Annotated in this window: 15 protein-coding genes; 13 read left to right on the top strand and 2 right to left on the bottom strand. The window is 38.1% G+C overall.

The window, feature by feature from the left end:
- Window position 1: 1 nt before the first annotated feature.
- Both AACL61_RS00685 and AACL61_RS00680 read right to left on the bottom strand, forming a co-directional pair.
- Window positions 2–757, bottom strand: a complete 756-nt coding sequence (locus AACL61_RS00685) for an amino acid ABC transporter ATP-binding protein (RefSeq protein ID WP_339110835.1) — start codon at window positions 755–757, stop codon at window positions 2–4.
- The gene (locus AACL61_RS00680; protein ID WP_102816269.1) at window positions 747–2,258 is read right to left on the bottom strand and encodes an ABC transporter substrate-binding protein/permease; all 1,512 of its coding nucleotides are present in this window, start codon (window positions 2,256–2,258) and stop codon (window positions 747–749) included. Before AACL61_RS00680 ends, AACL61_RS00685 begins: the two co-directional genes overlap by 11 nt.
- A 300-nt stretch (window positions 2,259–2,558) precedes the next feature.
- On the opposite strand from AACL61_RS00680, the gene rpsU reads away from it, so the two are divergent.
- From rpsU to glyQ, 13 genes are all read left to right on the top strand, one after another.
- Window positions 2,559–2,750 (top strand): 30S ribosomal protein S21, encoded by a 192-nt coding sequence (gene rpsU, locus AACL61_RS00675; RefSeq protein ID WP_003665847.1) that lies wholly within the window; start codon window positions 2,559–2,561, stop codon window positions 2,748–2,750.
- Between the two features lie 60 nt (window positions 2,751–2,810).
- Window positions 2,811–3,257: a GatB/YqeY domain-containing protein gene (locus AACL61_RS00670; protein ID WP_102816268.1), complete on the top strand. Its 447-nt coding sequence runs from the start codon at window positions 2,811–2,813 to the stop codon at window positions 3,255–3,257.
- Window positions 3,258–3,499: 242 nt separating this feature from the next.
- Window positions 3,500–4,477: a choloylglycine hydrolase gene (gene bsh / locus AACL61_RS00665; protein ID WP_339110834.1), complete on the top strand. Its 978-nt coding sequence runs from the start codon at window positions 3,500–3,502 to the stop codon at window positions 4,475–4,477.
- A gap of 159 nt (window positions 4,478–4,636) precedes the next feature.
- Window positions 4,637–5,869 carry an argininosuccinate synthase gene (locus AACL61_RS00660; RefSeq protein WP_102816267.1) on the top strand — a complete coding sequence of 411 codons (1,233 nt, stop codon included), beginning with the start codon at window positions 4,637–4,639 and terminating at the stop codon, window positions 5,867–5,869.
- Window positions 5,859–7,244, top strand: coding sequence for an argininosuccinate lyase (gene argH, locus AACL61_RS00655; protein WP_339110833.1), 1,386 nt, complete (start codon window positions 5,859–5,861; stop codon window positions 7,242–7,244). Before AACL61_RS00660 ends, argH begins: the two co-directional genes overlap by 11 nt.
- A gap of 127 nt (window positions 7,245–7,371) precedes the next feature.
- Window positions 7,372–7,863, top strand: coding sequence for a biotin transporter BioY (locus AACL61_RS00650; protein ID WP_339110832.1), 492 nt, complete (start codon window positions 7,372–7,374; stop codon window positions 7,861–7,863).
- A 5-nt stretch (window positions 7,864–7,868) separates the two neighbouring features.
- Window positions 7,869–8,840 carry a biotin--[acetyl-CoA-carboxylase] ligase gene (locus tag AACL61_RS00645; RefSeq protein WP_339110831.1) on the top strand — a complete coding sequence of 324 codons (972 nt, stop codon included), beginning with the start codon at window positions 7,869–7,871 and terminating at the stop codon, window positions 8,838–8,840.
- Between the two features lie 99 nt (window positions 8,841–8,939).
- Entirely contained in the window at window positions 8,940–9,947 is a 1,008-nt protein-coding gene (locus AACL61_RS00640) for a PhoH family protein (RefSeq protein ID WP_122481316.1), read from the top strand.
- Window positions 9,947–10,426 (top strand): rRNA maturation RNase YbeY, encoded by a 480-nt coding sequence (gene ybeY / locus AACL61_RS00635; RefSeq protein WP_003665856.1) that lies wholly within the window; start codon window positions 9,947–9,949, stop codon window positions 10,424–10,426. Before AACL61_RS00640 ends, ybeY begins: the two co-directional genes overlap by 1 nt.
- The gene (locus AACL61_RS00630; RefSeq protein WP_003665857.1) at window positions 10,410–10,805 is read left to right on the top strand and encodes a diacylglycerol kinase family protein; all 396 of its coding nucleotides are present in this window, start codon (window positions 10,410–10,412) and stop codon (window positions 10,803–10,805) included. Before ybeY ends, AACL61_RS00630 begins: the two co-directional genes overlap by 17 nt.
- An 11-nt stretch (window positions 10,806–10,816) precedes the next feature.
- Window positions 10,817–11,722: a GTPase Era gene (gene era / locus AACL61_RS00625; RefSeq protein WP_003671073.1), complete on the top strand. Its 906-nt coding sequence runs from the start codon at window positions 10,817–10,819 to the stop codon at window positions 11,720–11,722.
- 15 nt (window positions 11,723–11,737) lie between these two features.
- Window positions 11,738–12,523, top strand: coding sequence for a DNA repair protein RecO (gene recO, locus AACL61_RS00620; protein WP_003668128.1), 786 nt, complete (start codon window positions 11,738–11,740; stop codon window positions 12,521–12,523).
- Between the two features lie 260 nt (window positions 12,524–12,783).
- The gene (glyQ, locus tag AACL61_RS00615) at window positions 12,784–13,770 is read left to right on the top strand and encodes a glycine--tRNA ligase subunit alpha (RefSeq protein ID WP_003665860.1); all 987 of its coding nucleotides are present in this window, start codon (window positions 12,784–12,786) and stop codon (window positions 13,768–13,770) included.
- Window position 13,771: the final 1 nt, after the last annotated feature.

The raw sequence follows: 13,771 nt of genomic DNA, 5'->3' as shown, positions 1-13,771 counted from the left end.
CTTAAATTGACATTTCGGGTTTCAAAATCTTTTTCAAAAAGTCTTGTGCCCGTGGGCTAGTAGGGTGGGCAAAAAATTCTTCTGGATCTCCAGTTTCCTGAATATACCCATCTGCCATGAACCAGATTTGGTCTGCTACTTCACGAGCAAACCCCATCTCATGAGTAACAACCACCATTGTCATTCCCGATTCAGCTAAATCACGCATTACTTTTAGTACCTCCTCAACCATTTCGGGATCAAGGGCACTAGTTGGTTCGTCAAAGAGCATCACTGCTGGATTCATCGCAAGGGCCCGCGCAATTGCAACCCGTTGTTTTTGCCCTCCTGACAGTTGATCTGGATATTGTTGAGCCTTATCGCTTAAACCAACTTTTTTTAGTAGTTCCATCGCAGTTTTAGTTGCTTCCTTTTCATTGATATTTTTTACTTTAACTGGTGCAATTGTGATATTTTTAAGGACTGTCATATTAGGAAAAAGATTGAAACTTTGAAAAACCATTCCCATCTTTTCTCGCAACTGATCGAGTTTTTTATCACTTAAGCCAATCAGATTCTGTCCTTCAAAAAGAACTTGTCCACTTGTTGGTTGTTCAAGTGCATTTAGGCAACGGAGAAAAGTACTTTTACCTGCTCCTGAAGGGCCAATCACACAAATTACTTGACCCTTATCAACATGTTCTGAAATATCTTTTAAGACAATATTATTTTTGAATTTTTTCTGTAAGTTTTTAATTTCAATCATTTTAGTGGGCATGTTTCATTCTCCCTTCAAAGTAAAGCAAAATCCTGGATAACGTAAATGTGAGGATAAAGTAGATAATCATTGTGATGAATAAAGGTAATACTCCTTTATAAGTTGCTGATTGCACTAATTGCGTTTGATACATTAATTCGGAAACACCAATTACAGAAACTAATGAACTATCTTTTAATAAGGTAATAAGCTCATTTCCTAATGCTGGCCAAATATTTTTAAGTGCTTGGGGCATAATTACATATCTGAATGTTTCATTTTTACTCATCCCCAAGCTTCGAGCAGCTTCCGTTTGTCCAAGTGGAATGGATTGAATCCCAGAACGAATAATTTCAGCAACATAGGCACCGGAATTTAGTGAAACGGCAATAATCCCAGCGAGGAGAGCCGGAAGTGATTGAATAATTGCGCCAATCCCAAAGTAAACAAACATGATTTGAACCATCATTGGCGTACCCCGAAGAAATTCAATGTAGCAAACCGCAATTGAATGTAAGAATTTGTTCTTTGAAAGCCGCATTAGTGCAAAAAGAGTTCCTAATAAGAAACCAAAAATAACAGAGACAACTGTAATGATTAATGTATATTTAATCCCTTTTGCAAAGTAACGCCAATAGCTAAGAACAGTATTTTGTTTTTTATAGCTCTTCATATACTGTGAGGCTTCAGGAATCCATTTTTTATTAATTAGTTGTTCTTTATTAACTTTTTTAATTGTCTGGTTGGCGGCATTGACTAACGAGGTATCACCTTTAGGAAAGGCCATGGCAATTCCGCCAGCAGTATTTGGCAATTTCGAATTAAAGGCATAAAGATTTGAATTATTGGCAGCGTAGGCTTTAGCAGTTGCAGCATCCATTAAAATCCCATCGTATTTATGAGATTGAAGCCCAATGACTAAGGAAGAAAGTTTAGCAAGCCCTTTGCCGTTTGCTTTAGGCATTTCCTTTGAAATTAGGGTTGATTGGAGCGTACCGTTTTGTGCTCCCACATTTTTCCCATTAAAACTTTTGACATTAACTAGCTTATCTTTATCTCCTTTATTAATTAAAAAGTAACTATCACCGGAATAATATGTATTTGAGAAGTCAACGCTCTTTTTTCGTTCAGCCGTAACGTTCATTCCCGAAATAATAGCATCAATTTTACCTGTTTCTAGCGCAACTAGAAGTGAGTCAAAGTCCATGTTTTTAATAACTAGTTTTACTCCCAAGTCTTTAGCAAATTGTTTAGCAAGGGAAACTTCAAAACCAACATATTTAGTTTTTCCATTTTCTTTGGTTGTGAATTCGTAGGGTGGGTAATCAGCACTCATTCCCACAACCAATGTTCCTTTTTGTTTAATCTTTTGCACTGAATCATTGCTAGCGACTTGCGATGAATTATTGGCTGATGAAGAGCTAGTTGAACTGCTCTCGTTAGCAGCTAATGCAGTAATAGGTGTACATAATATCGGAAACGCAATTACCATTAGCAGTAATAAATGTTTAAAACCTTTCATAGTTAATAACTCCTTTGAGAATAGTAAGATTAAATTGTTACTAAATATACACCTAAATGTTTATTTATGCAATATGAAATCTTAAAATAGAATAAATATTCATATATTTGTATAATGATTAAAAGCGTTTACTTAGCTTATGGAGCAGTCAAAGAATAGGTGGATAAGAAATTTAAATTTTTATTTAAAAGTAATGTTGACAGGGTAGGCCATGTTGGGTAAAATAATTTTTGTAGTGAAAAGGAAGCAGTATGCCTGCTACCTCGATACGTAACTTTAAGCTCGGAGGGAGGGATCAACATGTCAAAAACAGTCGTTCGTAAGAATGAATCTTTAGACGACGCTCTTCGACGCTTTAAACGTTCAGTTTCACGTAACGGAACATTGCAAGAATATCGTAAACGTGAATTTTACGAAAAGCCAAGTGTAAAACGCAAGTTGAAATCTGAAGCGGCACGGAAGCGTAAGAATAAGCGCGGTCGTCGTTACTAAAAATGTGTGCTCTCACCTGTTGCCTGGTGAGAGCTTTTTTATATGAAAGAAGGATAAATAATGAGCTTACTACAACAATTAACGTCAGACATGGTATCAGCAATGAAGAATCGTGATAAGGAAACATTAAACGTTGTCCGGATGCTTAAAGCAGCAGTTCAAAATGAACAAATTGAACTTGGACATGACTTGAATTCTAATGAAGAAATTGCGGTAATGGCACGTGAATATAAACAGCGTAAAGAATCGCTTGAAGAATTTGAAAAAGCTGGACGAGAAGATCTAATCAACCAAGCTAAAAATGAATTAGCAATTGTTGAAAAATATATGCCAAAGCAGTTATCAAAAGATGAAGTTACTAAGATTGTTAAGGAAGTAATTGATGAGCTTAATGCTTCTAGTATGAAGAACTTCGGACAAGTAATGGGGTCAGTTATGCCCAAAGTTCAAGGTCAAGCAGATGGAAAATTAGTTAACCAGGTTGTAAAAGAACAATTGAGTAAGTAATATCAGCTGTAAAAAAAAAAAAGGGAGCGAGACAGAAGTCACTTGTGACTTCGTTTTCGAGCCCCCGCAAGCAACAACAGGCCTCTAACGATCGGGTTTGCCGGACGTTAGAGGCCATTGTTGTACTGCGTATTTGCTTTTTATGAAAGTAACTTAACTTATGTCACAGTCCTTTTTTTACTGTACATTTTTTCTTTATTAAACTAGAATTAAGGTATATTCAAAAGAAAAGGGGCATTTATATGTGCACATCAGTAACTTATACAGCAGGTGATTATTACTTTGGCCGTAACCTTGATTTGGAAGTCAACCTTGGTCAAGAAGTAGTGATTACTCCACGTAATAAGACTTTAGAATTTCGGGAAATGCCAAACCTTGAACACCATTATGCAATTATTGGAATGTCGATTGTTCGTGACGACTATCCACTATATTTTGATGGGGTAAATGAAAAGGGTGTTGGAATGGCAGGCCTTAATTTTGATGGTCCAGCTCATTATTTCCCAGTCCAAGAAGGAAAAGATAATATTGCATCATTTGAATTAGTTCCTTATATTCTTGCGGCTGCTTCCTCAGTTGCTGAAGCGAAGAAGTTACTTTCAAATGCAAACATTGCTAATATTAATTTTTCTGATAAACTCCAAGCTGCACCGCTACACTGGATTATTGCTGATAAAACGGGTGCTTCTGTGACTGTTGAATCCACCGCAAAAGGATTGAATGTTTATGATAACCCAGTTGGTGTTTTGACAAATAATCCGGAGTTTCCTCGTCAATTATTAAATCTTAGTAACTATCGTAGTGTTGCACCTGCTAATCCGGCTAACGTATTTGCACCTAATGTCGACCTACCAGTTTATAGCCGGGGCTTAGGGACCCATTTTCTCCCGGGAGGAATGGATTCTGAAAGTCGTTTTGTTAAGGCTACATTCACTAAGATGCATGCTCCAGTTGGTAATTCTGAAGTTGAGAATATTACCAACTATTTCCACATTCTTCAATCTGTCGAACAACAAAAGGGATTGGATGAAGTAGCACCGAATACCTTTGAATATACGATCTACTCTGATGGTTCAAACCTAAAAAAGGGCATTTTTTACTACAAGACTTACGAAAACAGTCAAATTAATGCAGTTGATATGCATAAGGAAGACCTTGAAGCATCAGAATTAATTACCTATCCAGTTCAAAATAAACAAATTATTAACCAACAAAATTAAATAATCATTCTATTTTTAAACTCTTTTTATGCATGAATAATTTATATTTCATGCATAAAAAGAGTTTTTTTGAAAAAATATGCTAAAACTATTGATTTTTATTCATGATACTCGTATATTTATAAACAACGAATTTCAAATGAGATGGAGGACGAGATTATGTCAAAAGAAAAAATTGTTTTAGCTTATTCTGGTGGCTTAGATACTTCAGTTGCAATTGCGTGGCTCAAAAATAAGGGGTATGACGTAATTGCATGTTGTATTGATGTGGGTGAAGGAAAAGACCTTGAAGCGATTAAGGAAAAGGGTCTCCAAGTTGGTGCGTGGAAGTCAGTAGTGATTGATGCCAAGCGTGACTTTGCTGAACAATTTGTATTACCAGCCCTTCAAGCCCATGCAATGTATGAGCAAAAGTACCCATTAGTTTCAGCGCTTTCTCGTCCATTAATCGTTCAAAAATTAGTTGCAGTTGCTAATCAATACGATGCGACTGCTATTGCCCATGGTTGTACTGGAAAGGGAAATGATCAGGTACGGTTTGAAGCAGGTATTCATGCTTTAGCACCAGAGATGAAGATTGAAGATCCAATTCGGGATTGGCACTGGTCACGGGAAGAAGAAATCCAATACGCTAAGGATAATGGCATTCCTGTTCCAATCACAAAGGCTAGTCCTTATTCCATTGATGAGAACTTATGGGGCCGGGCAAATGAATGTGGAATTCTTGAAGATCCGTGGGCTGCAGCACCTGCTGATGCATATGATCGGACAGTTTCAATTGAAGAAGCCCCTGATACCCCAACCACAATTGAAATTACCTTTAATGAAGGAGTTCCTACAGCAATTGATGGCGAAGAAATGCCGCTTGACCAGTTAATTATGAAACTGGACAAATTAGCTGGTAGTCATGGGATTGGCCGGATTGATCACGTTGAAAACCGGCTTGTTGGTATTAAGTCACGGGAAATTTATGAATGTCCAGCGGCAACTGTTTTATTGGCAGCCCATAAAGACTTGGAAGACCTGACTCAAGAACGGGAAGTAGCGCACTTTAAACCATTAATTGAACAAAAGATGAGTGAAATTATTTATAATGGGCTTTGGTATTCACCATTAATGAAATCTTTAGTTGCTTTTATTGATGAATCACAAGCAGTTGTTAATGGAGTAGTAAGGGTTAAACTATTTAAAGGAAATGTGATTTGTGAAGGTCGGAAATCACCAAATTCACTTTATGATAAGAACTTGGCAACTTACACTTCCGCTGATGAATTTGACCAAGAAGCTGCCACTGGCTTTATTAAACTTTGGGAATTACCAGATAAGGTCTATGCTCAAGTACAAAACAAAAATAAAAAGAAAGTAAAGGAGAATACAAGCGATGCCTATTAAGAGAATGTGGGGTGGCCGGTTTGAAGAAGCCGGTGACCAACTAGTTAACCAATTTAATGCGTCAATCAGTTTTGATCAAGAAATGGCTCAAGAAGACATTGAAGGCTCATTAGCCCATGTAAAAATGTTGAAAGAAACACAAATTTTGTCAGCAGATGATGCTGATAAGATTATTGCTGGACTCAAGAAATTACGTGAGCGATTAACTAGTGAAGGACTCCCATTTTCGATTGACAATGAAGACATTCATATGAATATTGAGGCATTGCTGACAGAAGAAATTGGCCCCGTTGCCGGTAAGCTTCATACTGGGCGGAGCAGAAATGATCAAGTTGCAACTGACCTTCATTTATATGTAAAGAAGCGGTTGCCTATTATCATTAATGAATTGAAAAAATTACAGGCAGAATTAGTAGATAAAGCAGCAGAAAATGTTGAAGCGATTATGCCAGGGTACACTCATATGCAACATGCTCAGCCAATTTCGTATGGGCACTATCTCATGGCTTATTTCCAAATGTTTCAGCGAGATGTTGAACGTTTTGAATTTAACCAGCAGCACACGGATTTATCACCCCTAGGAGCGGCTGCTTTAGCTGGGACCACTTTCCCAATTGATCGACAATTAAGTGCAAAGTATTTAGAGTTTGCTGAACCATATCATAATTCACTGGACGCCGTTTCTGATCGGGATTTTGCCCTTGAATTTTTAAGTAACGCAAGTATTTTGATGATGCACTTGTCACGGTTATGTGAAGAACTGATTTATTGGTGTAGTTATGAATTTGGCTATTTAGAATTGGCAGATTCATATTCTACCGGTAGTTCGATTATGCCCCAAAAGAAGAACCCTGATATGGCAGAATTGATTCGTGGTAAAGCTGGACGAGTTTATGGTGATCTTTTTGGCTTATTAACGACAATGAAGGGACTTCCGCTTGCTTATAACAAGGATATGCAAGAAGATAAGGAAGGATTATTCGACGCGGTGAAGACGATTCTTCCAAGCATCAAGATCATGACCGGGATGATTGCCACCCTTCAAGTAAAGAAAGAAGCCATGGAGCATGCAACTCATCATGACTTTTCTAATGCCACTGAATTAGCAGATTATCTCGCTACTAAAGGAATTCCATTTAGGGAAGCGCATGAGATTGTCGGTGAGCTAGTATTGAAGGGACTTAAGACAGGGACAAATCTTGTTGATATTCCATTAGACGAATATAAAAAGATTTCGCCCAAAATTGAAGAAGATGTTTATACCTGCTTACAACCTAAAGTAGCGGTTGAACGGCGGAATTCTTATGGTGGGACTGGTTTTGATCAGGTTCGGCAACAAATTAGAGATGCTAAGAAGATTTTAGAAGGTAATTAATTCGGAAATTGAGAGTGAGAAAGCAAAAACTTTCCTCACTCTCAATTTTTTGTTTCATAGTAACCCATATATTGAATTAAAGGTTACAATTAAATATAATTGATGCAAAAATAAAGGATTTACGATAATGATTAGGGAAAAGATAAGTTTGTCAATTCATGAAATGACTGTCGTTGCCATGATGGTTGCAATGATTGCTATTTTAGGAGCAGTTCCAGGCATTCCGTTGGGCTTTATTCCGGTGCCAATTGTTTTACAAAACATGGGAATAATGATTGCTGGAGAATTACTTGAACCAAAATTAGGGACAATTGCTGTATGGCTCTTCTTGTTTTTAGTTGTACTTGGGTTGCCACTGCTTTCCGGTGGACGCGGCGGAATGGTGACAATATTAGGCCCAACTAGCGGATATATTTTTGCCTGGTTATTTGTCCCATTGTTGATTGGCCTTAGTCTAAAATTAAGTTGGTATTATGGGATGACGCAGGGAGTAACTGAGCTTATTGCTGCTTTGACTTCCAATATTTTATTTGTTTTTGGCGATACAATTAAAGCGCTTATTGCTGTCTCAATTACTCGTCGTTTACGTCACATTAAGATTTCTTCATTAAGGAGATGATTAGCATGGTTCATTCAACTGCACAGAAAATTTTATGGCAATTACTTTCAGCGCCAGATTCATGGATTTCTGGAAATGACTTAGCAAAGCGATTCAGTATTAGTCGTGAATCTGTTTGGAAGGCCATCAACAGTTTACGAAAAAGCGGAAATAATATTGAGAGTCGTAGAAACCTTGGATACCGTTTTACCGGAAATACACGATTGAGTGCTGATATTATTGATTTTTATACCCATAATCACTTTACTAATCGGCTTTACGTTGAAGATCAGGTTAGCTCAACCCAAAGCATCGCGAAAGCTTTTTTGAGTCACCACCTAGTTAGTGCGCCAACGGTATTTATCGCTGATCATCAAACTGCTGGCTATGGAAGACAGGGACGGTCCTTCTACTCTCCGGCAGCAACTGGCTTGTACTTTAGTATGATTCTGCCTAGCCCAACAGACAGACCACTACAAGCTGGGTTAATGACAACTACTTTTGCAGTTTTAATTGGGGGAGTTCTTAAACAATTTTTCCCTGCTCAAGACTTTCGGTACAAATGGGTCAACGATATTTATTTAAACCATAAAAAAGTCGGTGGAATTTTGACCGAGGCAGTAGTAGACCTTGAATCAAGAACAACGGCATCCTTAGTAGTAGGAATTGGTTTGAATATAACTACAAAAGAATTTCCGCTGGGCCTTAAAAATAAAGCGACAGGAATCGCACCAGCAGATCGTAATCTTTTAGTCAGCCGTCTTATTGAGACGATTGCTAATAATTATTCAGACTATGATAATCCACAGTATCTTGAGCAATATCGCCAAGGGTCAATGATTTTAGGACAGAAGGTGAACTTGTTAGTAAATGGTGAGGTTATTGCTGGAACTGCTAAAAAAATAGAAAATGATGGTGCGTTAACAATTTGCCTGGCAGACGGAAAAACGAAAACTTTTAATAGTGGGGAAGTAGTTAAAGTTAATTTTGAAAAATAACTTAGATCCCTTAGAAAAGCTTGCAGTGGTGAGGTTAAAGGTGATCTATGATATAATTATCATTAAATAAAGTCTGCTAAATTAAAGGAGATTGTATAGGTGGGAGAACAAAAAACGATTGAACAAACTTTTCAAATTGAAAGTCCAGAAATAGAAGTTGGCTTACTAGGAACACAGGATAAGTTTGTAAGCCTGATTGAACAAGGAATGGATGTTGAAATCCGACCATTCGGTGAAAATCTTAAAGTAAGTGGACAAGAAGAAGACGTTAAACTTACGATCGATGTATTTCGTGCCCTTATTTCGTTGCTAAATCAAGGGATCCGCATTCATAGTACAGATATTGTTAGTGCGATGAAGATGGCACATCGTGGAACACTGGAATATTTTACTGACCTCTACAGTGAAACGATTATTAAGGACCGCCGGGGAAGAGCCATTCGGGTAAAAAATTTTGGTCAGCGGCAGTATGTTAATGCGATGAAGCATAATGATATTACGTTTGGGATTGGCCCTGCCGGAACAGGGAAAACTTACCTAGCAGTAGCAATGGCCGTGGCATCCTTAAAGCGTGGCGAAGTGGAACGGATTATCTTGACGCGACCAGCAGTTGAAGCTGGTGAAAGTCTAGGATTCTTACCCGGTGACCTTCGTGAAAAAGTAGATCCTTATTTACGACCAATTTATGATGCCTTAAATGATATTTTTGGAGCTGATCATACGCAACGGTTAATTGATCGGGGAATTATCGAAATTGCACCCCTTGCTTATATGCGTGGACGAACTCTTGATGGAGCATTTGTAATTTTAGATGAAGCCCAAAATACGACTAATGCCCAAATGAAGATGTTCCTTACCCGTTTAGGCTTTGGTTCAAAAATGGTTATTAATGGGGATGTTTCACAAATCGATCTTCCTCATGGGACTCGCAGTGGTCTTGTAAACGCGCAACGAATTCTGAATAATATTAAGTCAATTAAGTTTGTTAAATTTAGTGCAGAAGATGTTGTTCGTCACCCGGTTGTAGCACGGATTATTACTGCTTATGAGGACCAAACATCAAAACAATTAGCAGAAAAAGATAAAGAGAAAAAAGAGGAAAAATGATGGACTTGGAAATTTTCGATCAAACAACAGCACAGCTTCCAAATGAACAATTGGAGATGGTAAGGGACTTATTACAGTATGCTGCTAAAGAACTTTCCTTATCAGAAAATACTGAAATGTCCTTAACATTTGTAAATAATCCGGAGATAAAAAAATTAAATGCCCAGTATCGTAATGTTGATCGGGCAACTGATGTTTTAAGTTTTGCCGCAGAAGAGGCGGGAGATGAAACACCAATCATTATGGATCCTGAAATGGCTGCTGAAATTCCTGTTAACTTAGGTGACTTATTTATTTCCATCGATAAGGTAGCAGAACAAGCAAAGTTTTTGGGCCATTCAGTTGATCGAGAGTTAGGATTTTTAGCTGTTCATGGCTTCCTTCACTTAAATGGATATGATCATGAAGAGCCGGCAGATGAAGAAAAAATGTTTAAATTACAACGGGAGATACTAGACGGTTATGGACTCACGCGATAAACATCAAACTGAGAAAAATCATCACTTAATTCAAGCAATGTGTCACGCAATCGATGGAATTATCCAAGTGTTACGTGAAGAGCGTAATATGCGGTACCACCTTTTAGCGGCCTGCTTAGCCATTATCATGTCGATCTTATTGCATATTTCAGCAATGGAATGGTTATGGATTTTATTGGCAATCTTTGTTGTTTTTACATCTGAATTTCTTAATACGGTTACCGAAGCTGTTACAGATTTGATTGTTGACCACCATTATGAATTAAATGTAAAAAAAGCTAAAGACGTGGCTGCCGGTGGGGTACTGATTTCAGCGATATTTTCAGTCTTGGTGGGGCTAATTATTTTTATCCCCCGTATATTAGCAATTATTAGATAGGAAGTTTTAATATGGATAATCCAAATTATAAGTCTGGCTTTGTGGCAATTATTGGGCGCCCAAATGTTGGAAAATCAACTTTATTGAATTATGTTGTTGGGCAAAAGGTAGCAATTATGAGTAATGTTGCACAGACAACGCGTAATAAGATTCAAGGAATTTATACAAGCCCAGAAGCCCAGATTATTTTTATTGATACGCCAGGAATTCATAAACCATCTACTAAATTAGGTGATTTTATGGAAAAATCAGCAATGTCAGCATTAGATGAAGTGGATGCTGTCTTATTTGTTGTGAGTGCAACTGAGAAGCGCGGCCCCGGTGATGACTTTATTATTGAACGCTTAAAGAAAGTTAATCAGCCAATCTTTTTAGTTGTTAATAAGATCGATCAAATCAATCCCAATGACCTGCCTGAAATTGTTGATCAGTATAAAGATACCCTTCCATTTAAGGGGATTGTCCCAATTTCGGCTTTGCAGGGAAATAATGTGAATAACTTAATCAATGACATTATTAAGATCCTTCCTAATGGCCCGCAGTATTACCCAGCTGATCAAGTAAGTGACCACCCTGAACGTTTTGTGATTGCAGAAATGATCCGTGAAAAGGTCTTTTTGCTGACGAGACAAGAAGTACCGCATTCAGTAGCTGTTGATGTAACATCGATAAAGCGTGAGGATGAAAATCATATTCATATCTCGGCCAATATTATTGTTGAACGTCCGGGCCAAAAAGGAATTATTATTGGCAAGGGTGGAAAAATGCTGAAAAAGATTGGGACAATGGCCCGGCAAGATATTGAAAAATTACTTGGTGACAAGGTATTTCTTCAACTATGGGTAAAGGTTGTTCCTGACTGGCGTGATAAGTCTGCAATGCTAAAAGACTATGGTTATCGGAATAAAGACTATTAAAAGGATGATGGTTACATGGCACGCGTAACCACACAATTTACTGGGATCATTATGTACCGACAGGATTATCGTGAACGCGACCTATTAGTAAAAATGCTTACTGATAAGATCGGGCCGGCAATGTTTTTTGTGAAGAATGCTAAAAAACGTGGTTTTCGGATGACTGCTGATATCCTGCCATTCACCCATGGGACATATATTGGCTCACTTGATGAGAACGGCTTAAGTTTTATTAATACCGCTAGCGATACTAGCCAATATAAGAAGATTGCAAGTGACATTAGCAAAAATGCATATGTTACGTATATCTTGGCATTAGTTGACAGTGCTTTTAATGATGGCCGAAGCATTGGTGGTTGGTTTAAGCAGGTTGCTGCAGCGTTAGACTTAATCGAAAAAGGATTAGATGAGCAAATAATTACAAACGTTATTGAAACACAGCTGTTAGTTGCTTTTGGTGTAGCACCAGTTTGGGACCGGTGTGTGGTATGTGGCCGCAATGATCTGGCTTTAGACTTCTCTGAACAATATGGGGGGATGCTTTGTCAGAATCACTGGTCACTTGATGAACACCGTCTTTATCTTGACCGTAAAACTGCTTATTATCTCCAACAGTTTGCCACAATTAACTTGCAAAAATTGAATTCTATTCGGATTAATCCAGCTACTAAACGACGCCTCCAACAAGTCTTGGATACTCTTTATGATAACGAGGTCGGACTAAATTTGAAGGCAAAACGGTTCATTAAACAAATGAATAAGTGGGAACAAAATATTGGAAAGTTATCAATGAACGATTGACATTTGTAAAATATTTTTCTATTATAAGAGCGTGTTTAATTGAATATTGGCAATGACAGAGATTATGGATAAACCAAATCAGCGATCAGGGGATAGTGCAAGCCTTGTAATTTATTTATCCTTGGCACTCTAACAGCCGCTTAAACTAAGCTGTTTTACAGAGATGTAAAAAAGTAGGGTGGAACCGCGATTAACTTCGTCCCTACAGTATCGATTATTTGATACTGTAGGGACTTTTTCATTGAAAGGAGAAGTAAAGTATGACGAAAAAACTAACCGTGCAAGATATTATCTTTACATTGGAACAATATTGGGCAGATCAAGGCTGTATGTTAATGCAGGCTTATGATAACGAAAAGGGTGCGGGGACAATGAGTCCTTATACTTTCTTGCGGGCAATTGGTCCTGAACCATGGAATGTGGCTTATGTTGAACCTTCACGGCGGCCTGCTGATGGTCGTTATGGTGAAAACCCAAACCGGCTTTACCAACACCACCAATTCCAGGTATTAATGAAGCCTTCTCCTGATAATATTCAAGAATTATACTTAGGAAGTTTGAAAAAGTTAGGAATCGATCCTTTAGAGCATGATATCCGGTTTGTTGAAGATAACTGGGAAAACCCTTCAATGGGCTGTGCCGGTGTTGGTTGGGAAGTTTGGCTTGATGGAATGGAAGTTACTCAATTTACTTACTTCCAAGTCGTTGGAGAGTTGCCAATGAGCCCAGTGGCCGCCGAAGTTACTTATGGACTTGAACGGTTGGCTGAATATATTCAAAACGTTGACTCAGTTTATGACTTAGAGTGGGCGGATGGTGTTCTGTATGGTGATATCTTCCAAGAACCTGAATATGAACATTCTAAGTATGCGTTTGAAGAAAGTAACCAAGATATGCTTCTGCAAGACTTTAATGATTACGAAAAAGAAGCTAAACGTTTAATTAAGCTTGGATTGGTTCACCCAGCTTATGATTATGTTTTAAAGTGTAGTCATACCTTTAACTTGCTAGATGCTCGTGGTGCTGTTTCGGTTACCGAACGTGCTGGTTATCTTCACCGTATTCGAATTATGGCAAAATCAATTGCCAAAGCCTTTGTTGAAGAGCGGCGTAAACGTGGCTTCCCACTGATTCATGACGAAGCAGTTCGCCAAAAGACAGTTGAAGAATATACAAAAAAAGCGGAAAAAGCAAAGGAACGGGCCGCAAAGCAAGCAGCTAAGAAAGCACAAAAGGGGGAAAAGTAAG

Source organism: Limosilactobacillus reuteri subsp. porcinus (assembly GCF_036621895.1).
Taxonomy (GTDB): Bacteria; Bacillota; Bacilli; order Lactobacillales; family Lactobacillaceae; genus Limosilactobacillus; species Limosilactobacillus reuteri_J.
Note: the sequence above shows the minus strand (reverse complement) of the source record. Positions and strands in the feature narration are given on the sequence as shown.